Origin of the sequence: Halomonas sp. hl-4, assembly GCF_900215475.1 — a bacterium.
In the GTDB taxonomy this organism is placed as follows: Bacteria; Pseudomonadota; Gammaproteobacteria; order Pseudomonadales; family Halomonadaceae; genus Vreelandella.
Map to the genome: position 1 here is coordinate 275,596 of NZ_LT907845.1, position 23,114 is coordinate 298,709.

General features: G+C 57.0%; 22 protein-coding genes. 8 read left to right on the plus strand and 14 right to left on the minus strand.

The genetic code is table 11. From position 1 onward, the window contains the following. The first annotated feature begins 114 nt into the window (after positions 1-114). Entirely contained in the window at positions 115-972 is an 858-nt protein-coding gene (locus CPH17_RS01460) for a bifunctional transcriptional activator/DNA repair enzyme AdaA (RefSeq protein ID WP_074396102.1), read from the plus strand. On the opposite strand, the gene CPH17_RS01465 is transcribed toward CPH17_RS01460, so the two are convergent. Genes CPH17_RS01465 through CPH17_RS01490 form a run of 6 tightly spaced genes read right to left on the minus strand, consistent with a single transcriptional unit; the run spans position 969 to position 6,683 of the window. Continuing rightward, positions 969-1,835, minus strand: coding sequence for a phosphodiesterase (locus tag CPH17_RS01465; RefSeq protein ID WP_074396103.1), 867 nt, complete (start codon positions 1,833-1,835; stop codon positions 969-971). The two genes, CPH17_RS01460 and CPH17_RS01465, sit on opposite strands and share 4 nt — an antisense overlap. Continuing rightward, a complete protein-coding gene (locus CPH17_RS01470) occupies positions 1,828-2,910 on the minus strand; it encodes an ABC transporter ATP-binding protein (RefSeq protein WP_074396104.1) in 1,083 nt (360 codons plus the stop codon). The genes CPH17_RS01465 and CPH17_RS01470 overlap by 8 nt, the downstream gene beginning before the upstream one ends. A gap of 23 nt (positions 2,911-2,933) precedes the next feature. Next, the gene (locus CPH17_RS01475) at positions 2,934-3,722 is read right to left on the minus strand and encodes an ABC transporter permease (protein WP_074396105.1); all 789 of its coding nucleotides are present in this window, start codon (positions 3,720-3,722) and stop codon (positions 2,934-2,936) included. After that, positions 3,719-4,615, minus strand: a complete 897-nt coding sequence (locus tag CPH17_RS01480; protein ID WP_074396106.1) for an ABC transporter permease — start codon at positions 4,613-4,615, stop codon at positions 3,719-3,721. The genes CPH17_RS01475 and CPH17_RS01480 overlap by 4 nt, the downstream gene beginning before the upstream one ends. A 2-nt stretch (positions 4,616-4,617) precedes the next feature. Further along, positions 4,618-5,649: an ABC transporter substrate-binding protein gene (locus tag CPH17_RS01485; RefSeq protein ID WP_096297983.1), complete on the minus strand. Its 1,032-nt coding sequence runs from the start codon at positions 5,647-5,649 to the stop codon at positions 4,618-4,620. Between the two features lie 32 nt (positions 5,650-5,681). Beyond that, a complete protein-coding gene (locus CPH17_RS01490; protein ID WP_074396108.1) occupies positions 5,682-6,683 on the minus strand; it encodes a substrate-binding domain-containing protein in 1,002 nt (333 codons plus the stop codon). A gap of 242 nt (positions 6,684-6,925) precedes the next feature. Here CPH17_RS01490 and CPH17_RS01495 point away from each other — a divergent pair, with 242 nt between their 5' ends. Continuing rightward, entirely contained in the window at positions 6,926-8,392 is a 1,467-nt protein-coding gene (locus tag CPH17_RS01495; protein WP_096297985.1) for a cobyric acid synthase, read from the plus strand. Here CPH17_RS01495 and CPH17_RS01500 read toward each other — a convergent pair. Continuing rightward, the gene (locus CPH17_RS01500) at positions 8,352-8,750 is read right to left on the minus strand and encodes a RidA family protein (protein WP_074396110.1); all 399 of its coding nucleotides are present in this window, start codon (positions 8,748-8,750) and stop codon (positions 8,352-8,354) included. The genes CPH17_RS01495 and CPH17_RS01500 overlap by 41 nt on opposite strands. 127 nt (positions 8,751-8,877) lie before the next feature. On the opposite strand from CPH17_RS01500, the gene CPH17_RS01505 reads away from it, so the two are divergent. Then, positions 8,878-9,441 (plus strand): hypothetical protein, encoded by a 564-nt coding sequence (locus tag CPH17_RS01505; RefSeq protein ID WP_074396111.1) that lies wholly within the window; start codon positions 8,878-8,880, stop codon positions 9,439-9,441. 26 nt (positions 9,442-9,467) lie between these two features. On the opposite strand, the gene CPH17_RS01510 is transcribed toward CPH17_RS01505, so the two are convergent. Further along, positions 9,468-10,649: a vWA domain-containing protein gene (locus CPH17_RS01510; protein ID WP_074396112.1), complete on the minus strand. Its 1,182-nt coding sequence runs from the start codon at positions 10,647-10,649 to the stop codon at positions 9,468-9,470. 3 nt (positions 10,650-10,652) lie between these two features. Beyond that, positions 10,653-11,507, minus strand: a complete 855-nt coding sequence (locus CPH17_RS01515) for an AAA family ATPase (protein WP_074396113.1) — start codon at positions 11,505-11,507, stop codon at positions 10,653-10,655. Positions 11,508-11,707: 200 nt separating this feature from the next. On the opposite strand from CPH17_RS01515, the gene CPH17_RS01520 reads away from it, so the two are divergent. Next, entirely contained in the window at positions 11,708-11,968 is a 261-nt protein-coding gene (locus CPH17_RS01520; RefSeq protein ID WP_066319191.1) for a type II toxin-antitoxin system Phd/YefM family antitoxin, read from the plus strand. Continuing rightward, positions 11,968-12,348: a type II toxin-antitoxin system VapC family toxin gene (locus tag CPH17_RS01525; RefSeq protein WP_074396114.1), complete on the plus strand. Its 381-nt coding sequence runs from the start codon at positions 11,968-11,970 to the stop codon at positions 12,346-12,348. Before CPH17_RS01520 ends, CPH17_RS01525 begins: the two co-directional genes overlap by 1 nt. A gap of 29 nt (positions 12,349-12,377) precedes the next feature. Here CPH17_RS01525 and CPH17_RS01530 read toward each other — a convergent pair whose 3' ends face one another. Then, positions 12,378-14,357, minus strand: a complete 1,980-nt coding sequence (locus CPH17_RS01530; protein ID WP_074396115.1) for a sigma-54-dependent Fis family transcriptional regulator — start codon at positions 14,355-14,357, stop codon at positions 12,378-12,380. Between the two features lie 290 nt (positions 14,358-14,647). Here CPH17_RS01530 and CPH17_RS01535 point away from each other — a divergent pair, with 290 nt between their 5' ends. From CPH17_RS01535 to CPH17_RS01545, 3 genes are all read left to right on the plus strand, one after another. Beyond that, complete coding sequence (locus CPH17_RS01535; RefSeq protein WP_074396116.1) at positions 14,648-16,456, plus strand: NAD(P)/FAD-dependent oxidoreductase; 1,809 nt, start codon at positions 14,648-14,650, stop codon at positions 16,454-16,456. Between the two features lie 16 nt (positions 16,457-16,472). Then, positions 16,473-17,543 (plus strand): 2,3-butanediol dehydrogenase, encoded by a 1,071-nt coding sequence (locus CPH17_RS01540; RefSeq protein ID WP_269457720.1) that lies wholly within the window; start codon positions 16,473-16,475, stop codon positions 17,541-17,543. A gap of 522 nt (positions 17,544-18,065) precedes the next feature. Continuing rightward, positions 18,066-18,677 carry an OmpW/AlkL family protein gene (locus CPH17_RS01545; protein WP_172822096.1) on the plus strand — a complete coding sequence of 204 codons (612 nt, stop codon included), beginning with the start codon at positions 18,066-18,068 and terminating at the stop codon, positions 18,675-18,677. Positions 18,678-18,755: 78 nt separating this feature from the next. Here the strand turns inward: CPH17_RS01545 and pepQ are convergent, their stop codons facing one another. The 4 genes from pepQ to CPH17_RS01565 are packed head-to-tail and all read right to left on the minus strand — an operon-like array spanning position 18,756 to position 23,111. Continuing rightward, positions 18,756-20,060, minus strand: a complete 1,305-nt coding sequence (pepQ, locus tag CPH17_RS01550) for a Xaa-Pro dipeptidase (RefSeq protein WP_096297987.1) — start codon at positions 20,058-20,060, stop codon at positions 18,756-18,758. A gap of 9 nt (positions 20,061-20,069) precedes the next feature. Then, positions 20,070-20,984 carry a LysR family transcriptional regulator gene (locus tag CPH17_RS01555; protein ID WP_096297990.1) on the minus strand — a complete coding sequence of 305 codons (915 nt, stop codon included), beginning with the start codon at positions 20,982-20,984 and terminating at the stop codon, positions 20,070-20,072. 34 nt (positions 20,985-21,018) lie between these two features. Then, on the minus strand, positions 21,019-22,098 hold the full coding sequence (locus tag CPH17_RS01560; RefSeq protein WP_096297992.1) for an ABC transporter ATP-binding protein: 1,080 nt from the start codon (positions 22,096-22,098) through the stop codon (positions 21,019-21,021). Next, on the minus strand, positions 22,095-23,111 hold the full coding sequence (locus CPH17_RS01565; protein ID WP_096297994.1) for an ABC transporter ATP-binding protein: 1,017 nt from the start codon (positions 23,109-23,111) through the stop codon (positions 22,095-22,097). The genes CPH17_RS01560 and CPH17_RS01565 overlap by 4 nt, the downstream gene beginning before the upstream one ends. Positions 23,112-23,114: the final 3 nt, after the last annotated feature.

The following is a 23,114-nucleotide window of genomic DNA, read 5'->3' on the forward strand; positions in this document are numbered from 1 at the left end:
TTGTGCTGTCTGCTATAGCAGTCAGCAAGATTCGGGTCGGCAAGGAGCCCGTGAGCACTTAGGCTGTGAAGGTAACGCTTGGCAGTCAATAATGTGACGATGTGAGAGACGACAATGAACGACTATGAACGAATCGAGAAAGCCATGGCTTATATGGTGGCCCAAGCCGCAGCACAGCCTAAGTTGGAAGCGGTGGCCGCGCACGTTCATTTAAGCGCCTTTCACTTCCAGCGCTTGTTCTGCCGCTATGTGGGGATCAGCCCCAAACGCTTTTTGCAGGCGCTGACATTAGAGCGCGGCAAGCAACTGATGCAATCCTCCGCCTCGCTGCTGGATATAGCGCATAGCCTGGGGCTTAGCGGTGGCTCGCGGCTTTACGATCATTTTGTGCAGCTAGACGCCGTCACGCCGGGGGAGCACAAGAGTCAGGGGCAGGGTGTCGAGATTGCTTACGGCGTTCATGCCACGCCCCTGGGCAGTGTGTTCGTGGCGGTCACGCCCCGCGGGATTTGCCGCATGGGGTTTGTGGATACCACCAGCGCTGAATCGCTGCTGGCACAACTTGCCAAGGAATGGCCGCTTAGCACGATTCACCACCATCCTGATGCTACGCGCTATGCGGTGGAGGCGCTTTTCGACAAGCCAGGCGATGACTCAGCTTCTTTGTCGCTGCACGTGACGGGGACTAACTTCCAAATAGCGGTTTGGCGAGCGCTGCTGACCATTCCGGAAGGCCAGTTGGCCAGCTACTCGCATATTGCCCAGGCGCTGGGCACGCCAAAATCTTCCCGCGCGGTGGGAAATGCGGTGGGTGCCAACCCCATTGCACTGTGGATTCCCTGTCATCGGGTGATTCAGCAAAGCGGTGCGCTTGGGGGCTACCGCTGGGGTTTAGAGAAAAAGCAGATGGTGCAGGCCTGGGAGTTGGCAAAGGTCAACAACGAGTCGCTTTCTCCCATGGCCACATCTTAATCAATTAACCCACTGGCATCATAAAACGGAAAAGGGCCGGGGTAGTGCTCGATAAAGCCTTGGTGAGTCACCATGCCGCTAGTCGCCGACCAGTGGTGTAGCAGGTAACCGGGGGGCTCAAGCTGAAAGTGGGCGGGGCCGTCTGGGGTGAGATCCAAACTCACCTGGTGGGAAACTCCAGGGCAGCTGATCGCCAGGGTGTTAGCAAAGCGGGCCTGAATCGAGCGGTGCAGATGCCCGCAGAGCATGCGCTCGACCTGGGGGTGCTGGCCAATGACGTCAGCTAGCGCGTCGGGTCGCTTAAGCGGCTGGCGATCCATATGGTCGATGCCACTCATAAACGGGTGGTGATGCACCATGACCAGCGTCGGTTTATCGGGCTGCTCTGAAAGCGTTGTATCCAGCCACTGCAGGCTTTCATCGCTTAATTCACCGTGGGGTTTGCCCGGCACCGATGAGTCGAGCCCCACTAAGCGCACTGGGTAGTCATCCACGACCCACTGCAGGTAGTCGCGGTGCTGAAACAGGTAGCGATGCTCCGGAAATGCATTACGCAGATGGTGGCGGTCGTCGTGATTGCCAGGGATCAAGTACACCGGAAGCGTCAGGTCGGCCAGGATGTGCTTAAAGGTGGCGTACTCGTCGGGGTGGCCAAAATCAACCAGGTCGCCGCTAATCAGCACCAGGTCGGGCCGTGGGGCTAGCTGATTGAGCGTGCTGAACGCTTGATGCAGCGCATTGGCGGTATCCACCTGGCGGTAAGAGCGTTTACCGCCCGCCTTGATATGCGGATCGCTAATCTGGGCGATAAGGCATTGCTGGGCATGAGGATCTTTCTGAATGTTTAAACTTTGATCAGCCATTGGCCATCTCCTTGGCATCAACTGGGGCAGTGGGCTTATCCGGGTGAAAAAGCACGTGGGAGGGGAGTGCAAGGCCAATCGCGCTGCCGTTGGGCCAGCGCTGGCGGGAGGGTGCCTCAATCTGCAGCGGTATAGCGCCACCGGTATCGACCATTAGACGTTGGCTTTGGCCCAGGAAAATACTCTGCACCACTTCTCCCGTTACATCGGCTTGGTCAAGGGGCACTACCTGAATATCCTCTGGCCGGCAGTAGACCGTGGGTACGCCCTGCAAATGTGAACCTCGGAGCTCACCGCCATGTACCACCAAACCACCATCGGCGCGGGTGCTGATGACGTCCAGGCAGTTAACCGCACCAATAAAGTCTGCGACAAACGCATTGGCTGGCTGATGGTAAATCTCTTGAGGTGTGCCTAATTGGGCAATGCGCCCAGCTTGCATCACCGCGATGCGGTCACCCAAGGCCATCGCCTCGTCCTGGTCGTGGGTGACGTAGACGGCCGTGGTGCCCAGCTCGCGCAGTAGCAGGCCGATCTCGATACGTAAGCGGTCGCGCAGCTTGGCATCAAGAGCCGCCAACGGCTCATCAAACAGCAGTACCTTGGGGCGCACGGCAATCGCCCGGGCAAGCGCCACGCGCTGTTTTTGGCCACCGGAGAGTGCTTCGATTCTCCGCTCACCAAAGCCCTGTAAGTCGACCATGGTCATGACTTCGTCAAGCCGTTGGGCAATTTCTGCCTGCGGCAAGCGCTGTATTTTTAGCCCGTAGGCAATGTTGTCGGCAACGTTCATGTTGGGAAACAGCGCATAGTTTTGAAACACCATCCCCACGTCACGCTTCTCGATCGGCAGGGCAGTGACATCGCGCTCGCCAAACAGTACTTGCCCGCCTTTGTCGGGGCTTTCCAGGCCGCTGATAATACGCAAAGTGGTGGTTTTGCCGCAGCCGGAAGGGCCCAGCAGTACCAGGGTTTCGCCCGCGTTAACGTGCAAATCAAGCGGCTGTAGCGCGGTAGTGCCACCGGCGAAGGTGCGGCTGCACTGGTGTAGGGTAATGCTGACAGATGAACTCATAGCGGATTCTCAAATAATAAAACTTAGCGACGCTGCCCGGTGAGGTGGCCTGCCCACTGAATCGCCACCAGTAAGGGCACCACCATCACCAGAAATATCAGCGTGTAGGCTGAGCCCACTTCAAGGCGCATGGAGGCGTAGCTGTCCGCCAAGCCGACCGGGAGCGTTTTGGTCGATGGGGTATGCAGCATCCAGGTGATGTTGAACTCCCCAATAGAGAGAGTGACTACCATCAGTGCGCCCGCCAGAATGCCACTCATGCAGTTGGGAACGACTACGCCGAAAAAGCGTTGCCGGAAGCTGGCGCCCAGGCTGGCGGCGGCTTCTTCAAGCTGGGGAAGCTTGGCGGTCTGCATCACGGAGAGCACCGCTCGCACCATAAAGGGCAGCGTAAACAGCACGTGTCCGACAAGAATAAACAGCCAACTGCCGCGAAATTCACGGTAGCTGCCATAGGCGAGCAGCAGGGCAAGTGCGGTGGCCAGTCCAGGCACAGCAACCGGTAACAGCAGCAGTTCTTCAATGGCGTTGGCCCACCGGCGGCGGCTGCGCAGCAAACCATAAGCGGCGGGGACGCCGATCAGAATAGTGATCAGTAAGCAGGCGAGCGCTAGTTTAATGGAGAGCCAGATGGTATCAGCGTAGAGGTGCCACACCTCATTGACCCAGCGCAGGGTCAGCCCGCTTTCAATGCCAATAAAGTAGTTCTCGGTCAGTCCCGCCATCACCGACATGGCGACGGGCACGATCATAAATAAGCACACCAGCAGGGTGAAACTGAGTTGCAGCGTGAAGCGTAGGCGCGATTTCATACCGAAGCTCCCAGATTGCCGCCTGCCAACCTACGGGCGAGGCTTAATGCCGTCCAGGTTATCACGCCCAGTACCACCGAAAGCGCAGCCGCCATGGCAAAGTTGGCGTAGTTGGTGAATTCGCCGTAGATATTGAGTGGCAGGATGCTTAGCCGCGTGCCCAAAGTAAACGCCGTGCCAAAGGCGCCCATGCTGGTAGCAAAGCAGATAGCCCCGGTTGAGAGCAGTGCGGGCGCAATGCCTGGAATAATCACGTCTTTGGTGACCTGCCAGGTGTTAGCCCCTAACGAGCGGGCTGCCTCTTCAAGGCTTTGATCCAGGTTGTCGCAAGCCGCCATTACTGTGGTGATCACACGAGGGATGGAGAAATAGAGATAGCCAATAAAAAGTCCTGCCAGTGAGTAGGCGAACATCCAGCGTTCGCCAAACAGCCAAAGGCTGGTTTGCGCCAGGGCCCCCTGGCGGCCGCCCAGCATAATGACCAGAAAGCCCACCACGACGCCAGGAAAGGCCAGCGGAAAGGTGAGGATGGCGACCAGTACGGACTTGCCAAAAAAACGCTGACGGGCGAGGAAAAAACCGGCAACCCCGGCAATGGCCACCGCTACCAGTGACACTACCAGCGAGAGACCAACGGTGGTCGCCAGACTGATCAAGTACTGCCGATGGGTGAGAATAGTCAGATAAGCACTGATGCCACTACCCGGGTCTGCCTCGGTGCCCATTATGATCAGTCGTGAAAAAGGCAGTAGCCAAAAGGCGCAGAAAACCACCAGTGCAGGCAGCAGCGCGCACAGCGCAATCAGGCGTTTACGCCGGGCTGGCCCTGCCATCGCAGGCGGTCGGCTGAGATAAGAAGCAGCCCCGGAGGGCTGCTTGGCTGCCGCTGTCATGATTAACGCACCTCCGAGAGATACCGCTCAGAAAAGCGCCGCTGAGCAGACGCCATGGCGTTATAGTCGACGGCTTCGGCGCGGGCGTAGTCGCTGTCGGGGAGGAAGACTTCGCTTGCCTCTTCGGAGATGGCGCTGTCGCGCACCGGGCGCAGGTAGGCGTCTGCCCATACCGCCTGGCCTTGGTCAGAGAGCACAAAATCGAGTACCTGCTGGCCGTTCTCGGCGTTGGGGCCATCTTTCACCAGACTCATGACGTAAGGCACCACCACGCTGCCTTCCTCGGGAATCACGAACTCCACGTTGGCGCCGTCGCTGTGGCGTGCGCGGTAAGCATTGAAGTCGTAATCAAGCAGGATCGGGATCTCGCCAGAAAGCACCCGTGCGTAGCTGGTCTGCTTGGGCACGATCGGGTCGTTGGCGGCGAGCTCATTGAAGTAGTCGATGGCCGGGGTGAAGTCATTAAGATCGCCGCCCATGGCTTGGTTGACCGCCACGGCACCGACGTAGCCGACAAAGGCGCTAGCCGGGTCAAGGTAGCCCACCATGCCGCGATACTCGGGCTTGAGCAGGTCTTCCCAGGAGGTGGGCACCGGGGCGCCATCCAGGGCATCCACGTTGACCATAAAACCGAGGCTGCCGGAGTGAATGGCAAACCAGTTGCCTTCGGGGTCTTTCAGGCTGTCGGGGATCTCGTCCCAGTTTTCAGGCTGGTAAGGCGTTACCACGTCCTCTTCCATGGCCTGAATGCCGAAGGTCACCCCGTAGTAGACGACATCCGCCACTGGGCTATCCGCTTCGGCGACCAGTTGGGCTAATGACTGGCCGGAGTTTTTGTTGTCTTGGGGCACGCGGATGCCGGTCTCCTGCTCAATCAAACGCAGCTGAGTACCCCAGTCCGCCCATTCGGGCGGGCAGTTGTAACAGATCGCGTTGTTATCTGATTGCGCCAACACGCTCCCCGACGTACTGATGATCGCCGTGGCCAATACCGCTTGATAAAGACGCTTAAGGTTCATGCGTTTAAGACTCATACCAAGTTCCTCTCTAACGTACCGAACGTGGACTAACGGGATGCCGGGGTTCCGGCACTTTCGCCCTTACGCATTGCGTGGGGCAGTGGGGCGGGCGTGCAGCGCTCCCCCCGAATCATGGCTAACAGAGTGTGGACGGCACTGCGCCCGATCTCGGCGCGAGGCTGCTCAATGGTGCATAGCGACGGGTAGAGGTGCTTGCCCAGGGCGATCCCATCGAAGCCCATGACGGAAAGGTCATCAGGCACCCTAAATCCGGCGCGCTGAAGTTCGCCCATCAGGCTGATGGCGAGCAGGTCGTTGGTGCAGATGACTCCCGTAAGAGCGTTAGCCCCTTTCAGCGCTGGCGTGAGGCTGACCAGGTCTGCTTGGGTATGGCGGGTCATCTCTACTAGTGGGCGAGGCATCAGCCCCGCTTCGTCCATCGCGTGGCAGTAACCTTCAAAGCGTTGTTGGGCGCGGTCTGACTGCAGTAGCGGGCCAGCGACCATGCCAATTCGCTTATGGCCCAGGGCGATCAAGTGGCGAGTGGCGTCGGCGCTGGCGGCACGGTTGTCGACGCCTACCGAGGGGAAATCGCTGTTGCCCGGCGGGTTGTAGACCAGCAAGCAGGGGGTGGTTTCCAAGCGCAGCTTGTCCAGCACGGCGCTGTTATCTGCTTCCGCCACGGTAAGCACCAGGCCGTCGACGCGCTGGCGCAGCATCTCCTCGACAATGTCACCCTCGCGGCTGGGCGAGTATTCGCTGGTGGTAACGATCAGTGAGTAACCCGACGCACGGGCAGCCACTTCCATGGCTTGAAGCTGCTCGGCAAACACCGGATTATCGAGACTGGGTACCATCACGCCAATCATCTGCGTGGCCTGCGAGCGTAGCTGTTGGGCAACTTTATTGGGTCTGAACGCCAGTTGCTGTGCCGCGTTTAAAACGCGTTCCCGGGTCGCTGGGCGTACCAGATCGGGGCTTGAAAAAGCCCGTGCTGCAGTTGCCCGAGAGACGCCGGCGAATTTGGCCACGCTGAGTAAATCTGCCATGCGAATACCCTGTTATCGACAAAATGAGATCGATCTCATTTATGGGGTATCAGCCTAGGATGAGGGCGTGACGAATTAATGGCGGTTAAAAGTATTTTTAAAGTGATTATGATGACAGCGCGATTAACAGCTAACTCAGGATCAGCTGTTATTAAAAGTAAGCTCGTTTCGCTGTCGCACATTGCGCTGCTTCCTGGGGCTCGCTACAGTCGCGCTCTTATCCACCTGGGCGAGAAGTCACTATGGCCACTTTGATGATTCAGGGCACCACCTCGGATGCGGGGAAAAGCACCGTTGTGGCGGGGTTGTGCCGTGTGTTGCAGCGCCGTGGTGTCTCGGTGGCCCCGTTCAAGCCTCAGAACATGGCGCTTAACAGTGCGGTCACGGTGGATGGCGGTGAAATTGGCCGTTCAACGGCACTACAGGCTCAGGCTGCGGGCGTTGAGCCGCATAGCGATATGAACCCGGTGCTGCTCAAACCGGAAACCGACCGCGGTTCGCAGGTCATTTTGCGCGGCAGGGTCCACGGCCATATGGATGCCATGGATTACCACGCTTTTAAACGTACGGCCAAAGAGAGTGTGATGGCCGCGTGGCAGGCCCTGGAAAGCCGCTTTGACGTGATTATTGCCGAAGGCGCGGGCAGCCCTGCCGAGATCAACCTGCGCCAAGGCGATATTGCCAATATGGGCTTTGCTGAAGCCGCCGACTGCCCGGTGATATTGGTGGGCGATATTGACCGAGGCGGGGTGTTTGCTCAGTTGGTGGGGACGCTTTCACTGCTAAGCGAAAGCGAGCAGGCACGTATGAAAGGGTTTGTGATCAACCGCTTTCGTGGCGATATCAGCCTGCTAAACCCAGGCATTGAGTGGCTAACGGCGCGCACCAGCAAGCCGGTATTCGGCACGCTGCCGTACCTTCAAGGGTTATTGCTGGATGCCGAAGACAGCATTGGCCTGACCCACGCCCCAACGCAAGGGGGCACTCTCAATGTCGTCGTTCCGGCGCTGCCGCGCATCAGTAACCACACAGATTTTGATCCATTACGTTTGCACCCCCAGGTAAAGCTGACCTTTGTGGGCGCGGACCAGCCGATCCCGGCCGCCGATGTGATTATCCTGCCGGGCAGTAAAAGCACCGCGAGCGATTTGGCTTGGCTAAAGCGCCAGGGATGGGTTGATGCTATTCAGCGCCACCTTCGCTATGGCGGCAAGCTGCTGGGCATTTGCGGTGGTTTTCAAATGCTAGGCGAGTGGGTGGAGGATCCAGATGGTCTGGAGGGTAAGCCTGAACGCGTCGAAGGGTTGGGGCTATTGCCACTGACCACGCGCATGGTGGCGGGTAAACAGCTACGCAACGTCAGCGGTGCGCTGTTCGGCGATGGCGCGGCGGTAACCGGGTACGAAATTCACAACGGCGTCAGCGTGGGCAGAGCGCTTGAACGGCCGCTGTTTGACCTAAGCACGCACCGTGATGGCGCCATTAGTGACGATGGGCAGGTGATGGGTACTTACCTGCACGGTTTGTTTGATCACCCCGAGGCGTGCCAAACGCTGCTAACCCGTTTGGGGTTGGAGTCGGCCCAGCCGGTCGACTATCGCGCTCATCGCGAGCGCGAGTTAGACCGCTTGGCGGATACGTTCGAGGCACATTTAGATATCGATGCCCTTATGAATCTTCTGGGAGTTGCCGTGTCGCCATCACGGTAATCTCGACGTTACTGCCACCGCAGAGGTTGGGCGATTCGGTGCAGGTGCGGGCAGGATAGCGACCAGGTTCAAAAAACTCGGCATAGACACTGTCCATATCGTTAATGGTATGCAGGTCGGTGAGGTGAACATCAACACGCAACACATCAACAAGGCTGCCGCCTTCCATCTCTAGCATCCGCGAAATTGCACGCATGACCAAGCGCGTTTCTTCCTTGATGTCGCCTTGTGCAGCATGGCCGTTAGATAGATCAGAGACGGTGAGTCCGGAAATAAACACATAGCGATCATCGATCACCATATGGCTGCCGGGGAAACTCGGGGTGGGCATGGTGGGGTCGTTAGTAAACGTCGTCATAGTCATCCTTGTATGGCTTTACGTACACGCTTCGACATGTTGTCGCTCGCTAGGTTCATGTTGTTTATCACTGTTAAAATAATCGCGATTACACTAGGCTTGCCGCTTTTGGTGAGCGGGGGATCCCATGAAAATCATGCAAATAAACCAGACAGCACAGCAAGATGCTTGTTTGGCACGGCTGTGTGCGGAGGTCTATGGCCAAACCGCCGGGCTGACGCCGCTCGTGGTATTTACCGGTACGCGCAATGTGCTTTTAGCCGAAGAAGCGGCGCGATTGCTCGCAGCCGTTGATGGTGAAGGCGCGCCCCAGGCGCTGGCATTGCTAGTGTTGGATGAGCAAGGCGAGGGGATGTCGCTCACCCACGCCTGCGATCTGGATGATCTGGAAGCCAAGGCGTGGCTGGTAGGCGAGCTGGCGCTTAAGGCGCCGCTTCGCGTTGATGCTTGCGATGCTAAACAAGAAGCGTTTTATCAGCAGTGTGGCATGAAGCGTTGGCTAGACGGCGCAGAGGGGCAGCGTATTGGATTAAGCACACGCCACCCCGCGCAAACGGTTGATGAGCTGGCAGAGACGGTCACCATCGACGAGGCGCTGATTTTGCGTCGCTTCAAGCATGACCCGGCGGCGTTTGAGCAAGCTAAACAGTTATTTATTGATGGCTTGGCGCATTTCCCTAAGGCTTTTTAAAGGCTAACTACACAGCTACCACGCGGCTACTTTTTTGCTAGCTCGCGCATAGCGGTTTCCAGGCCTTCCATGGTCATGGGGTACATGCGGTCCTCAATGATCTCGCGGATCAACTGTGTCGAGTAGGTGTATTCCCAGGCTCGGGGAGGCATTGGGTTGAGCCACGCCAAGCGCGGGAAGGTGTCACACAGACGCTTGAGCCATAAACCACCCGCTTCGTCGTTGAAGTGCTCAACGCTACCGCCCGGATGGGTCACCTCATAAGGCGACATAGCCGCGTCGCCGACGATCACCACCTGATAATCCGCGCCGTAGGTATGCAGGACGTCCATGGTCGAGATACGCTCGTTACCCCGGCGCATGTTATTGCGCCATACGCCTTCATACAGGCAGTTATGGAAGTAGTAGTGCTCCAGATGCTTGAACTCAGAGCGGGCGGCAGAAAACAGCTCCTCGCAAACGCGAATGTGGTCGTCCATCGAGCCACCTACATCCAAAAACAGCAGCACTTTAACTGCGTTATGGCGCTCCGGGCGCATCTGCACGTTGAGTAGCCCGGCGTCCTTGGCGGTTTCGCGGATGGTGCTATCCACGTCGAATTCTTCAAGCGCCCCTTGGCGGGCAAACTTGCGCAGACGGCGCAGCGCCATCTTAATGTTGCGCGTACCAAGTTCCAGCGAATCATCGTAATCGCGAAAGCGCCGCTCGTCCCACACTTTGGTGGCGCGACGGTGGCGCGAGCCATCCTGGCCGATACGAATACCTTCCGGGTTGTAGCCGTAGGCGCCAAACGGGCTGGTGCCGCCGGTACCAATCCATTTGTTGCCGCCGGCGTGGCGCTCTTTCTGCTCCTCCAGGCGTTTTTTAAACGTCTCAATGAGCTCTTCGAGGCCGCCCAGGGATTCGATCTTGGCTTTCTCTTCGTCGGTAAGCTGCTTCTCAAACTCACGGCGTAGCCAGTCGTCAGGGATTAGCGCTTCAATGGCAGCGTCCATATCCTCGAGGCCTTTAAACCAGGCGGCGAAGGCGCGATCAAAGCGGTCGAAGTGGCGTTCATCCTTGACCATGACCGTGCGCGCCACCTGATAGAAGGCTTCCATGTCGGCAAACACCACGCCGCGTTCCACCACCGCGTGAAGGTCGAGCAACTCACGCAGTGAAACGGGTACCCCTGCGCGCTTGAGGGTTTCAAACAGGCCAATAAACATGGCTTAGCGGCCTGTGCCTTTTTGGCGGCGCATCATAAACGCCAGGCGCTCAAGCAACTGGGTGTCCTGTTCATTTTTGACCAGGGCACCGGCCATCGGCGGCAAGGCTTTGACTGGGTCACGGTTGTAAAGCGCTTCCTGGGCAATATTGTCAGCCATCAGCAGTTTGAGCCAATCCACCAGTTCCGAGGTGGAGGGTTTCTTCTTCAGGCCGGGGGCTTGGCGTAAATCGAAAAATACCTCTAAGGCCTCGCTGACCAGCCGGGGGGCGATATCCGGGAAGTGCACATCGACAATCGCCTGCATGGTCTCGCGATCAGGGAACTCGATATAGTGGAAAAAGCAGCGGCGCAGGAACGCATCCGGCAGCTCTTTTTCGTTGTTTGAGGTGATAACGATGATCGGACGCTGCTCGGCGCGGATGGTTTCGCCGGTTTCGTAAACGTGAAACTCCATACGATCCAGCTCTTGTAGCAGGTCGTTGGGAAATTCGATATCGGCCTTGTCGATCTCGTCGATCAGCAGCACCACGCGCTGATTGGCGGTAAACGCTTCCCACAGTTTGCCGGGCTTGATGTAGTTGGCGACGTTTTCCACGCCTTCAACGCCAAGCTGAGAGTCACGCAGACGGCTGACAGCATCGTACTCGTATAAACCCTGGGCCGCCTTGGTGCTGGATTTGATATGCCAAGTGATCAGTTGGGTGCCCAGTGACTCGGCGAGTTCTTCGGCCAGCAGGGTTTTGCCGGTGCCCGGTTCGCCCTTGATCAACAGCGGCCGCTCTAGCACCACGGCAGCATTGACCGCCTGCTTTAGAGCATCAGTGGCAATATAGGAAGAGGTAGAGTCAAACGCCATGGGAGAGCCTCGGCTTGTCGAAAGCGGGGTTATAAAAGGGTAAACGGATTCAAACAAGTGTACGTGAGGGTCGCCTTCGAGGCCAACAGGTGGTCTAGCGTTATTGGTAAAGTTACACTTGCTTGAGTAACTTAGTTGGTCGGCAACTGTCATAGTTGCCATAATAGGGACAATGACAGCGTATAACGAGAGGTTACGCCATGCATGCCAACGTAAAGCAACTGCGTTTACAAACCAAGGCGCTCTTAGCGGCGACACAGCGTGGAGAAACCGTCGATATCACTTATCGCGGCAAGCCTTGTGCACGGCTGGTGGGTCTCGATGAGAGTGGTCTGGAAACGCGTCCAGCCCGTAACCCTGCCTTCGGGTTATGGGCTGATCAGGACTCCTCGAACGGCAACGATGTTGAGTCACAGGTTCGGCGACTACGAGCGCCGCGTACGTTCGAGGTGGGTGAATAATGCTGGCAGACACCGACGTACTGATCTGGAATTTGCGCGGTAATACTGCGGCGGCGGAGCGCCTGGATGATCTACCGGGCTTTTCGCTGTCCGCAGTGAGTTATATGGAGTTGGTGCAGGGCATGCGCAACAAGCAGGAACTCAATCAACTGCGTCAAGCGCTGCATTATTGGCAGGCAAAAATAGTCCATTTGGACGAAGGTACCTCGTCGCGTGCCACCTTCCTGGTCGAAAGTTATGCGCTTAGCCATAACATGCAAATGGCGGATGCGCTCATCGCCGCGACGGCTATGGAACTGGGCGTGCCCTTACTAACCGCTAATGATCGCCATTACCGCCATATCGATGGTTTGGCGTTAGACATCTTTCGTCCAGCTTAAATGGCTTAACTCTCATCTAACTCTATCGGTCACCCCTGCCAATTCGGGGGCACGATGCCTTGGCGCTGCATTTGCCGGTATACGGTAGGCCGCGAAACCCCTAGCGTGCGAGCCACGGCGCTTATATTCCAGTGCTGTGCCTTGAGCATTTCCAGCAATGTGTGATCGGTGTCGCCATGGGCGTCTGCAGGGTTGAGGGGGCTCTGCTGGGTAATGCGTTGGCTCAGGCATTGCTCGGGCAGATCGTGAACGGTAATTTCGTCGCTTTCCGAGGTGGCCATGGCAAATGCCAGCGCATTTTTTAGCTGGCGGATATTGCCGGGCCAGGCGTAGGCGAGCAGGGCGCTAATGGCATCGGCGCGCAGGCGGGGCGAAAGGTGACCGCCGCGTTCGTTGACCACATCGTTAAACACCTGACGAATCACGTAGAGCTTATCGGCCCGTTCACGCAGCGCGGGCAGGCGCAGTTGAGCCCCATTAAGGCGATAGTAGAGGTCTTCGCGGAACTCGCCCTGCTCGATCATTGCATCGATATTGCGGTGGGTGGCGGTAATGACCCGAATATCGACCTTCACGGGCGTATTGGCACCCAGCGGCATGACCTCCCGTTCCGCCAGTACGCGTAGCAGGCGGGTTTGCAGTGACAACGGCATATCGCCGATTTCATCGAGAAACAGCGTGCCGCCATGGGCCTGGGGAATTAGCCCGCGCATGCCTTTGGAACGGCCACCGGTAAAGGCGCCTGGCTCGTAACCAAACAGCTCGCTTTCGATCAGCGCTTCGGGGATAGCAGCGCAGTTCACTGCGATAAAGGGCCCTTTGGCGCGTTGACCGCTGTCATGTAGTGCTCGGGCAACCACCTCTTTCCCCGTGCCGGTTTCACCACTAATCAGCACATTAACGCTGGCTTCGTTGCACAGCCTCTCCGCTAGCTTCTGCACCTTGCGCATAGCAGGGTCGTCAGCGCCCAGCCGAACCAGTGGCTCCGGAAGGCCGGAGGGAGCCGGATGCGCTTGAGCCGGGCGTGGGCGGCGCGGTTCCAGCAGGCTAATAAAGTAAATGGTGTTGTCGACTCTGGCACGAAAAGCGCGCAGTTGATCGTCGGTGGCGCTATTGATGCTAAGCACATCGGCGATATCGCACTCGAATAATTCTCCTAGCATGGGCGTTGGGTCTAGCGACCAGGGTGGCCAGCGGCGCTGGTGCTCGGCGATCAATTCACGCCCTACGGCATTGGCAGCAATTACTTGCCCGTTCTCTTCAATGGCGATGAGCCCCCGTCCGTTAACGTGTACAAACTCCCGCGAGGTATCCAGGCGCACCATCAGGCAGTCGCGATAGCGCTGCAGGAAATAAGCATCCTCAATCATGCGTGCGTAAAGCGTTACCAGCGAGAGGCTGAAATTTTGGCTCTCATGCTGAGTAGGCGATTGCAGCGCGGAGATATCCAGCACCGCTATGACATTGCCCTGAGGGTCAGCGATAGGTGCGGCGGTGCAGGTGAGCGAAATATGCGAGGCGTCGAAGTGCTCCTGGCGGTGACAGATAATCGCTTGGCGATCGTGCAGGCAGGTGCCTACGGCACAGGTACCCGCAAAGCGTTCGTCCCAATCGGCTCCCAGGTAAAGGCCCGCTCTGCGCAGCTGCTGGTCTTGGTTAGGGTCGCCGCGAAACTCGACGGTAATGCCGCGGTGGTCGGTGAGCAGCAGCACATAGCCTAGCTGGGCGATTTGCTGATAGAGCTGGTCAACCCCTGCGCGTGCTACATGCAAAAGCTCATCGACAGATTCCCGGTGCTCAATCAGGGTCTGCTGGGGTACGACGCGGGCAGGGCGAGGCCGGGTGGGGTCGAGCTGGTACTCGTTTAGGCAGCGCAGCCAGGAGCGCCGAATGGTCGCTTGCGCCGGTAGTTGCGGAACGTCCAAGCCTTCGCCGAGCTGGAAAACATGCTCGATATGCTGGCGCTGAACGGATTGCAGCCGTGCAGGCAGGGGCGATTGAGTGGGCATGGCGTGATTCACCCTGGGGCTTGTTATTGTCCTTCCAGCCTATGCGCTCTGGCGTGGGTGTCAACGACGTGCCATTACGCCGTTAGTCGTGTGTTACACCTGTAACGCCAGAGTGTAAACGGTGTGACAGGTATACGCTCTACATGACGCCCAATTGCTAACAGGTTTTTTATTTTTTATTTATATTTTTCAATATATTGAGTTTAATTTTAAGTGATTGGCATAGCGGGTGCTTAGGGTTGTGTGTCACAAGACAGTCAACAATAACAAACCTGCATGGAGTACCCGCTATGTCAGAGACACAAGCCCAACAAACCGCCACAGCTACTGTTCAAGGCTGGCTGAGTGATTTTGATCAGGCGCTACAGGCCCAGGATATCCAAGGTGTGCTCGCACTGTTTAATGACGAGTGCTACTGGCGCGATTTCCTTACTTTCACCTGGAATTTAAAAACCTGTGAAGGTAAAGACGCGATTCAAGCCATGCTCAATGCCACTTTGGAGAACGTGCGGCCTTCGAACTGGCAACTAGAGGGCGAAGCAACCCAAAATGGCGATGTTGCTGAGGCGTGGTTCACCTTTGAGACCTCGGTCGCCAGCGGCAAAGGCTATTTGCGACTTAAAGACGGCAAATGCTGGACGCTGCTCACCACGATGCAGTCACTGCATGACTTCCCAGAGCCGCGTAATCACCACCGTCCTAAAGGTGCTGAGCACGGCGCCAATAAGCAGCGCGAAACCTGGCTGGAAGCACGACAGCGCGAAGAAGCGGAACTTGGTTACACGCAGCAGCCTTACTGCGTGGTCATCGGCGGAGGCCAAGGTGGGATTGGTCTTGGGGCACGACTAAAGCAGATGGGCGTGCCGACCATTATTATCGAGCGCAACGAGCGTGCAGGGGACTCCTGGCGAAATCGCTATAAGTCGCTCTGCCTCCACGATCCGGTCTGGTACGACCACCTTCCCTATATTCCTTTCCCTGAAAACTGGCCGGTGTTTGCCCCCAAAGACAAGGTGGGCGATTGGCTGGAGATGTACACAAAGGTGATGGAGCTCAATTACTGGAGCTCCACCGAGTGTCAAAATGCACATTTCGACGAAGCCGCAGGTGAGTGGGTGGTAAACGTCAAGCGTAACGGCGAAGCGATCACTTTACGGCCCAAGCAACTGGTGATGGCCACTGGGATGTCGGGAATGCCCAATATGCCGCAATTTCCAGGGGCGGAAAGCTTTGCAGGCGAGCAGCAGCACTCCAGCCAGCACCCTGGGCCGGATGCTTATGCTGGCAAGAAGTGTGTGATTGTAGGCTCGAATAACTCTGCTCACGATATTGCCGCGGCACTATGGGAACACGATGCCGATGTGACCATGCTGCAGCGCTCGTCGACGCATATTGTGAAGTCGGATTCGTTGATGGAAGAGGTGTTGGGGCCACTCTACTCCGAAGAGGCGGTGGCCAGTGGCTTAACCCATGACAAGGCTGATCTGATTTTTGCATCGATCCCCTACAAGGTGCTGCCAGACTTCCAACGCCCGGCGTTTGAGGCGATCAAACAGCGCGACGCCGCGTTCTATCAGAAGCTCGAAGATGCAGGCTTTCTGCTCGACTTCGGTGACGACGACTCTGGGCTGTTCTTGAAGTATCTACGCCGGGGCTCGGGTTACTACATCGATGTGGGCGCCTGCGATCTGGTCGCCAGTGGCGATATCAAGCTACGCAGCGGCGTAGGCATTGAGCGTATTAACCCGCACTCCATCACGCTGACCGATGGCAGCGAGCTAGAAGCAGACTTGATCGTTTATGCCACTGGCTATGGTTCCATGAACGGCTGGGCGGCCAGGCTTATCTCCCAGGAGGTGGCGGATAAAGTGGGTAAATGTTGGGGCTTGGGTTCTGACACTACCAAAGACCCCGGCCCTTGGGAGGGCGAGCTGCGCAATATGTGGAAACCCACCCAGCAAGAGGCGCTGTGGTTCCACGGCGGCAACCTGCACCAGTCGCGGCACTACTCGCACTATTTGGCGCTGCAGTTGAAAGCACGCATGGAGGGGCTGGAAACGCCTGTCTACGGTCTGCAGCCGGTTCACCATACGTCTTAACAAGGAAGGGCAACCCATGAATCAGTCAAGCATGCAGGCAGCGGTTTGGTACGCGGCAAGAGATATTCGCGTCGAGCAGGTGCCGGTTCCCACTATCAGCGGCCCCCATGAAGTGAAGGTGAAAGTAGCTGCATGTGGCATTTGCGGCAGTGATCTGCACGAGTATGCCGCCGGGCCTATTTTTATTCCGGTAGGTAAGCCGCACCCGATCAGTGGCGAGCAGGCGCCGATCATTATGGGCCATGAGTTCGCTGGAGAAGTGGTAGAGGTCGGCGAGAAAGTCACGCGGGTGAAGGTAGGCGACCGCGTGGCGATTGAGCCGATCCTTTCCCCCAACAAGGATGGCGCTTATCAGATGGAGCGCTATAACCTCACGCCTTTACTGGGCTTTCATGGCCTCTCGGGCGGTGGTGGTGGCTTTTCCGAGTTCACCGTGATGGGTGAGCATATGGTGCATAAGCTGCCGGATGAGCTGAGCTACGAACAAGGCGCTCTGGTAGAGCCCGCGGCGGTCGCACTGCATGCGGTGCGTCAAAGCTGCCTGAAAGCTGGTGATAGCGCAGCTGTATTCGGCGCGGGACCGATTGGTCTGATGACCATCGAAGCACTTAAAGCCGCCGGTGCTGCTAAAATTTACGCCGTTGAGGTGGCGCCTTCTCGCAAAGCCAAGGCCGAAGCATTGGGGGCCATTGCAGTTGATCCGCAGCAGGAGGATGCGGTGGCAAAAATTCAATCGCTGAGCGATGGCGGCGTGGACGTGGTGTTTGAGGTAACTGGCATTCCTGCCGTACTGAATCAGGCGCTGCATAGCACCCACGAAGGCGGGGAGGTGGTAGTGGTCAGTATCTGGGAAGGAGAGGCCAGCTTTCAGCCTAACGACCTCGTCATCAAAGAGCGCACCATGAAGGGCATTATCGCCTATCGCCATGTGTACCCAGCGGTGATGGCGCTGATGCAGCGGGGCTACTTTCGCGCAGAAGATATGGTCACCCAGCGCATTCCCCTGGCAGATATCGTGGAAGAGGGCTTTGAAGCGTTGCTAAGCGACAAAGCCCAGGTGAAAATCATCGTGACACCTAATCACTAATGTGAGGATTTTTAAGCGCAAACGAACTTACATGATACTTTGTGATGCACGAGAGCTGAAAATTGCGCAGTGCTGGTGCAGCTTACTTGCTGCAATGCGAGAGAAATGACGACAGATCAAGCAGTTGTTTTATAAATAATTGTTTTGTATATGTTTTTAAAAAAGTGGCACACAGTTCGCTACATAGTATGGCAAAGGGTGAGTGAATAGAGATACAACGGCTTAAATAAGTTGCTTCTCTCCCTTCTTCACCTACATCGCGACCGCTTGGTTAGCGATACACAGAGTGAGCTGGCGTGCTCCACCTGGGTCCCCTTCGGGGGACTTTTTTTATGCGTGGCATTTGGTGAATCACTGCATATTTTGTGCTTAATTCTATAACAAAATTTTACGTGACGTTTGGAAACAGTGTTCGTATACTCATTACTGTACAAGTTATTGAGCGTCGCTGCCGTGACAGATGCAGAGTAATACGTGACGCTTGATAACGGATCCCAAGCGAAAGGCAAGAGGATGACCCAGATGAACCAATTTAAAATTTTATCTGCCGCTGTGATTACCGCTGGCTTTGCATTGGCAAGCCAAGCTGCATTGGCATACACCGCGGGCGATGTCTTTGTTCGCGGTGGGGTCGCTAAAACAGACATTGCTTCCGACGACAGCAACGTGGCGGGAGCGGACGTAGACGTTGAAAGCGAAAACGGTTTGACTTATGGCGTTGGTTATCTGTTCCATGACAAATTCGGCGTTGAGCTAAACAGCAGCGAAGGTTTTGAGCATGACCTCACGACTGACGCTGGTGATGCAGGTAGCGTAGAACGTTTGCCGGTTAATGCGCTTTTCAACTACTACCCGATGGGCGGGGTCGACTCGCGTATTCAGCCATATGTTGGCGTGGGCCTTAACTACACCAATTTCTATAGTGAAGACACAGCCGCTGACATTAGCGTCGATGACAGCTATGGTGCTATTGGCCAAGCAGGTCTCGACCTAGCGGTGACTGATAACATCCTGCTTAACGGCTACGTCAGCTATGCCGATGTAGACGCCGATATCGAATCCGGTGGCGCTAACGTTGGTGCGGTGGATATTGATCCGGTGACCGTTGGTGGTGGTGTTACGTACCGCTTCTAATCAGCACTATTGAACGCACACCGTGGCGTGAGCCAAGCTTGAACAAACGCCCAGCCTAGCTGGGCGTTTTTGTGGGTGCTATTTGAATATCGTTAAAGGCGTTAAGTTATCGGGCCCCTGGTCGTTCACGGCAATATTGTCTTCAATACGGATGCCGCCGCAGGGCAGGCAGTGGTCCACCAACGTCCAGTTGATGGGTAGCGAGTGTTGGCGAAGCGGTGCCAACAGCATAGGAATAAAATATAGCCCAGGCTCGATGGTCACGACCATGCCCTGCTCAAGCCTGCGGGTGAGCCGCAATGCCGGATGCTTGCTGGGGGCTGGGGCAGGGGTGCCGTCTGGGTGGCGCAAACCGGCTACGTCATGTACCTGTAAGCCGAGCGAGTGGCCGAGTCCATGGGGGCAAAAGGCGCGCGTGACGCCCTCGGCTACGGCCTGCTCACTGCTGCCCCGGAATAAATCATGAGCGACTAATATATTGCCTAAACGCTGGTGCATTTGCTCGTGCAGCGCAATGAAATCTGTACCCGTCGTAACCTCTTTGACCAGCTCGTCTTTTAGGTCGTTTAAGGCGCCCACCAGTTCACCGAAAAGCGCCGGTGCGTCTGGGCCAGCGTAGGTGCGGGTAATATCCGCGCAGTAGCCGCGGAAGCGTCTCCCTGCATCCACCAGTAGGCTGAAGCGCTGCTTGGGTGGAGTTGTGTCGTAGTGCTGGTAGTGAAGCACGCCCGCGTGGTCGTTTAGGCCCATAATATTTTGGTAGGGAACCGCTGACTCGCGCTGTCGGCTACCGGCTAAGTAGGCGAGTTGGATATCCAACTCGCCGGAAGCACCAAGAAAAGCAGCTTGCGCGGCTTCGTGCCCGGCAACGGCGATCCGGTTAGCTTCCCGCAGGCAGGCGATCTCGTAGGCAGACTTGATGATGCGACGTTCGTCCAGGCGATTAATCAGCGCGGTGGGATTGAGTTGTGCATTCAAACTGGACGTGGGCAACTGTGCCACATCACCGATAATCGCGGCGTTGCCCTCCAGAGCGGGGGTAACCTTGTCGCTGCAGAGACGGATATCAAACTCGTCCACCCAGGGTTCTTCGGGTAAGCGGGTCGGCAGGTGCCAAAAATCAGCCGGCGCATAGAGATAAAGTTGCGGCCGTTGGTGAGGGCGTATCACCAGCCAGCTGTGCTGTACGTCGGCCAGCGGCACCCAATGCATAAAGTGGCCGTAGGTCTGAAAGGCGGGGGCCTGATCATCGGCAAAGTAAGCATTGGCGTGCCCGCTATAAATGGCCAAGCTGTCGAGATGGTGTTCTTCGAGCAAGGCCGCATAGTCGCGCTGCAGGTGTATCAGATGCTCTTGCTGTAACCGATAAAGTTGCGTTGACATGCAGGGTCTCTAATAAGTACGAAGGAGGGGGAGCTCGCTCCAAAAGGCATCAAGCTCTCCATGGTGCTGACCTTGGTGGCGATACAGGCGAAGCTCCATTGGCACATCCCAACGGCTATCGCCCGCGCGGACCAGACTGCCCTGGCGAAGCTCTGCTGCGACGTTGCGTTCGGGCAACCAGCTCATTCCGTAGCCTAGCAGTACCAGTTCTTTGATACCCGCTGCATACAGGTTTTCACTTTGTGCCGTGAGGTAGCTGCTTTGCGGCAAACGCCCCAGATGGGCTTTAACCGCTGATCCCAAAAGCCCGCGTTTTGGATAGGCCAGCCACGGGATCGGCTGCTGCCGGCTGCCCGGCAGTAGGGCTCTGGGCGCCGAGTGCTCATCAATACCGGTGACCGGGATTAACCGTTCATGGCCGATGACACGGTAGGTACAGGCGCTGGTGTCGATATCCAAATCACAGCGTCCAATGGGCCAATAGCAAATCGCTAGGTCGCATTCGCCGCGCTGGAGTGCCTGAAAGTAATCGCTGGCCACCCAGCCGGTCGCGCGCAGGTAGGGTTGCACGCGTTCCTGCCAGCCGGTAGAAGCCAACCATTCGGGCAGAAACTGGCCAAGTAAGCTTTGCGGTGCGGCCACCATGATGCGCCTTTTTTGCCCGGCGCTAATCTCGCGAACACGGTCTCGGGTTAAGCGAACGCGGTCGGTGACCTGTTCGCAAAGCGTCAAAAACTCTTCTCCCGCTGGGGTGAGCGACAAAGGCAGCGTTTGCCGGTTGATCAGCGTCACGCCCATTTCTTCCTCAAGCAGCTTAATACGACGGGAAAACGTCGGCTGAGTGACGTGCTGCTCGTCAGCGGCGCGGGAGAAGTGTCGTGTTCTGGCCAGGGCGATAAAGTCTTCTAGCCAGCGAATTTCCATGCCTTAGCTCTCCATACAGGAACGAGCGACCGCCTCATAGGCGGCCTTCTTCAACAGCGTGGCACGCCACACGCGTACCGTCACCCTGGGTTTGCAGCAGCGGAATTTCCTCGCGGCAACGTGCATTGGCATAAGGGCAGCGACCATGGAACACGCAGCCACTCGGCAGATTCACCGGCGTGGGCACTTCGCCGGAAAGCCGGATATGCTGCGGGCGATCATCCTCCAAACGAGGAATCGCCGACAGCAGCGCCTGGGTGTAGGGATGGCGAGGCTTGGCAAATAGCGTCCTGGTGGAGGCGATTTCACACACAGTACCCAGGTACATCACTGCGACGCGCGTGCCAAAATGCTCCACCACGGCCAAGTCATGGGTGATAAACAGATAGGTGAGATTGCGCTCGTGCTGGGCCTCCATCAGCAGGTTAAGGACCTGCGCCTGAATCGATACGTCCAGCGCGGAGATGGGTTCGTCGGCGACAATGAATTCTGGGTCGACCGCTAGCGCTCGGGCAATGGCGATACGCTGACGCTGGCCGCCGGAAAATTCGTGGCCGAAGCGTTTGCCCCAGTCTGGGTCAATGCCCACCGACTGCATTACCTCTTCGACTTTTGTTTCGATTTGGGGGCGATTCCAGTCTGGATGGTGTAGGCGAATCGGTTCTTCCAGCGTCTGCTGAATGGTCATGCGCGGGTTCAGCGATGCATAGGGGTTTTGAAAAATCATCTGCATGCGCTTGCGATAGGGCAGTAGCTGACGCGAACTCAGATTGTCGATCCGTTCGCCGTCGTAGCGGATCTCGCCTTCGGAAGGTGAAAGCAAACCCATTACCGTGCGCGCAACGGTGGACTTGCCGCAGCCGGACTCGCCCACCACGCATAGTGCTTCGCCGCGCTTTATATCGAGGTCAACGCCGTTGATAGCATGTACGTATTCTTGATGGCGGATCAGCTTACCACCCTTGAAGCGTAGTTGCTCAAGGAAGTCTCCTGACAGCGAAAAGCGCTTCTTTAAGCCGCGAACTTGCAGCAGTGAATCGGCACTTTTTTCGTTTTGACTGGGCGGATCAACGGGGGGGCGGTCGGTCGCTAAGGCCTCAGTAGACGCGGTCATGAGGTTTCCTCCTTTTGGCGGCGGTCTTCAAGCATTTCGGCCACCATATGGCACGCCACGCGGCAGTTGCCGGACTCAACAAAGCCAGGAACTTGTTGGGTGCAGGCAGGGCGAGGATGACCATCAGCGCGATTGATAAAGTCACAGCGAGGGTGAAACGCACAGCCGCTAGGCAGATTCGACAGCGACGGCATGGTGCCGCGAATCTGATTGAGCTTTTCGCCAGGGGTGGCCATTTGCGGCAGTGCGTTGATCAGCCCCTGGGTGTAAGGATGCTGCGGATCGTTGATAATTTCCCTCGTAGGGCCTTGTTCAATCACGCGGCCGGCGTACATGACCAGCATGCGTTGGGTCACTTGGCTGACCACGCCAAGGTCGTGGGTAATCAAAATCAAGCCGACGTTGTGCTGCTCGCAGAGCTCCAGCAGCAACGCCATGATTTCTGCCTGAATGGTGACGTCCAGTGCCGTGGTCGGTTCGTCGGCAATGATGATATCCGGGTCCAGCAGCAGCGCGATGGCGATGATGACCCGCTGGCGCATGCCGCCGGAAAGCTCGTGGGGGTACTGATCCAGACGCGTTTCGGGTGAAGGAATCTGTACCTGACGCAATTTGTCCAGCGCGATGGCGCGTGACTCTTTGCTGGAAATGCGGCGGTGGGCTTTGAGACATTCGACCATTTGCTCGCCGATAGAGAGCACAGGGTTCAGCGTCATCATCGGGTCTTGGAAAATCATCGAGATACGGTTGCCGCGCACTTTACGCAAGCCGCGCTCGGACATCGTGTTGAGCGTTTTACCTTCAAAGGTAATACTGCCGCCAGCAATAAAACCGGGTTTGGCAATCAAGTTAAGCAGCGAAAAAGCGGCGACGGATTTACCTGCCCCGGACTCACCGACAATACCTAACCGCTCACCACGCTCTAGCGTAAAATTGACGTCGCGCAGCGCGCGTACCTCGCCTTGGCGCAGGCCGAAGCGCACGTCTAAATTTGTTACTTCTAGTAGTGCCATGTT

What these genes read in the sequence shown, in the direction of transcription:
- CPH17_RS01460 (WP_074396102.1), top strand. Translation starts at nt 115, where the DNA reads ATGAACGACTATGAACGAATCGAGAAAGCCATGGCTTATATGGTGGCC.
- CPH17_RS01465 (WP_074396103.1), bottom strand. Translation starts at nt 1,835, where the DNA reads ATGGCTGATCAAAGTTTAAACATTCAGAAAGATCCTCATGCCCAGCAA.
- CPH17_RS01470 (WP_074396104.1), bottom strand. Translation starts at nt 2,910, where the DNA reads ATGAGTTCATCTGTCAGCATTACCCTACACCAGTGCAGCCGCACCTTC.
- CPH17_RS01475 (WP_074396105.1), bottom strand. Translation starts at nt 3,722, where the DNA reads ATGAAATCGCGCCTACGCTTCACGCTGCAACTCAGTTTCACCCTGCTG.
- CPH17_RS01480 (WP_074396106.1), bottom strand. Translation starts at nt 4,615, where the DNA reads ATGACAGCGGCAGCCAAGCAGCCCTCCGGGGCTGCTTCTTATCTCAGC.
- CPH17_RS01485 (WP_096297983.1), bottom strand. Translation starts at nt 5,649, where the DNA reads ATGAGTCTTAAACGCATGAACCTTAAGCGTCTTTATCAAGCGGTATTG.
- CPH17_RS01490 (WP_074396108.1), bottom strand. Translation starts at nt 6,683, where the DNA reads ATGGCAGATTTACTCAGCGTGGCCAAATTCGCCGGCGTCTCTCGGGCA.
- CPH17_RS01495 (WP_096297985.1), top strand. Translation starts at nt 6,926, where the DNA reads ATGGCCACTTTGATGATTCAGGGCACCACCTCGGATGCGGGGAAAAGC.
- CPH17_RS01500 (WP_074396110.1), bottom strand. Translation starts at nt 8,750, where the DNA reads ATGACGACGTTTACTAACGACCCCACCATGCCCACCCCGAGTTTCCCC.
- CPH17_RS01505 (WP_074396111.1), top strand. Translation starts at nt 8,878, where the DNA reads ATGAAAATCATGCAAATAAACCAGACAGCACAGCAAGATGCTTGTTTG.
- CPH17_RS01510 (WP_074396112.1), bottom strand. Translation starts at nt 10,649, where the DNA reads ATGTTTATTGGCCTGTTTGAAACCCTCAAGCGCGCAGGGGTACCCGTT.
- CPH17_RS01515 (WP_074396113.1), bottom strand. Translation starts at nt 11,507, where the DNA reads ATGGCGTTTGACTCTACCTCTTCCTATATTGCCACTGATGCTCTAAAG.
- CPH17_RS01520 (WP_066319191.1), top strand. Translation starts at nt 11,708, where the DNA reads ATGCATGCCAACGTAAAGCAACTGCGTTTACAAACCAAGGCGCTCTTA.
- CPH17_RS01525 (WP_074396114.1), top strand. Translation starts at nt 11,968, where the DNA reads ATGCTGGCAGACACCGACGTACTGATCTGGAATTTGCGCGGTAATACT.
- CPH17_RS01530 (WP_074396115.1), bottom strand. Translation starts at nt 14,357, where the DNA reads ATGCCCACTCAATCGCCCCTGCCTGCACGGCTGCAATCCGTTCAGCGC.
- CPH17_RS01535 (WP_074396116.1), top strand. Translation starts at nt 14,648, where the DNA reads ATGTCAGAGACACAAGCCCAACAAACCGCCACAGCTACTGTTCAAGGC.
- CPH17_RS01540 (WP_269457720.1), top strand. Translation starts at nt 16,473, where the DNA reads ATGAATCAGTCAAGCATGCAGGCAGCGGTTTGGTACGCGGCAAGAGAT.
- CPH17_RS01545 (WP_172822096.1), top strand. Translation starts at nt 18,066, where the DNA reads ATGAACCAATTTAAAATTTTATCTGCCGCTGTGATTACCGCTGGCTTT.
- pepQ (WP_096297987.1), bottom strand. Translation starts at nt 20,060, where the DNA reads ATGTCAACGCAACTTTATCGGTTACAGCAAGAGCATCTGATACACCTG.
- CPH17_RS01555 (WP_096297990.1), bottom strand. Translation starts at nt 20,984, where the DNA reads ATGGAAATTCGCTGGCTAGAAGACTTTATCGCCCTGGCCAGAACACGA.
- CPH17_RS01560 (WP_096297992.1), bottom strand. Translation starts at nt 22,098, where the DNA reads ATGACCGCGTCTACTGAGGCCTTAGCGACCGACCGCCCCCCCGTTGAT.
- CPH17_RS01565 (WP_096297994.1), bottom strand. Translation starts at nt 23,111, where the DNA reads ATGGCACTACTAGAAGTAACAAATTTAGACGTGCGCTTCGGCCTGCGC.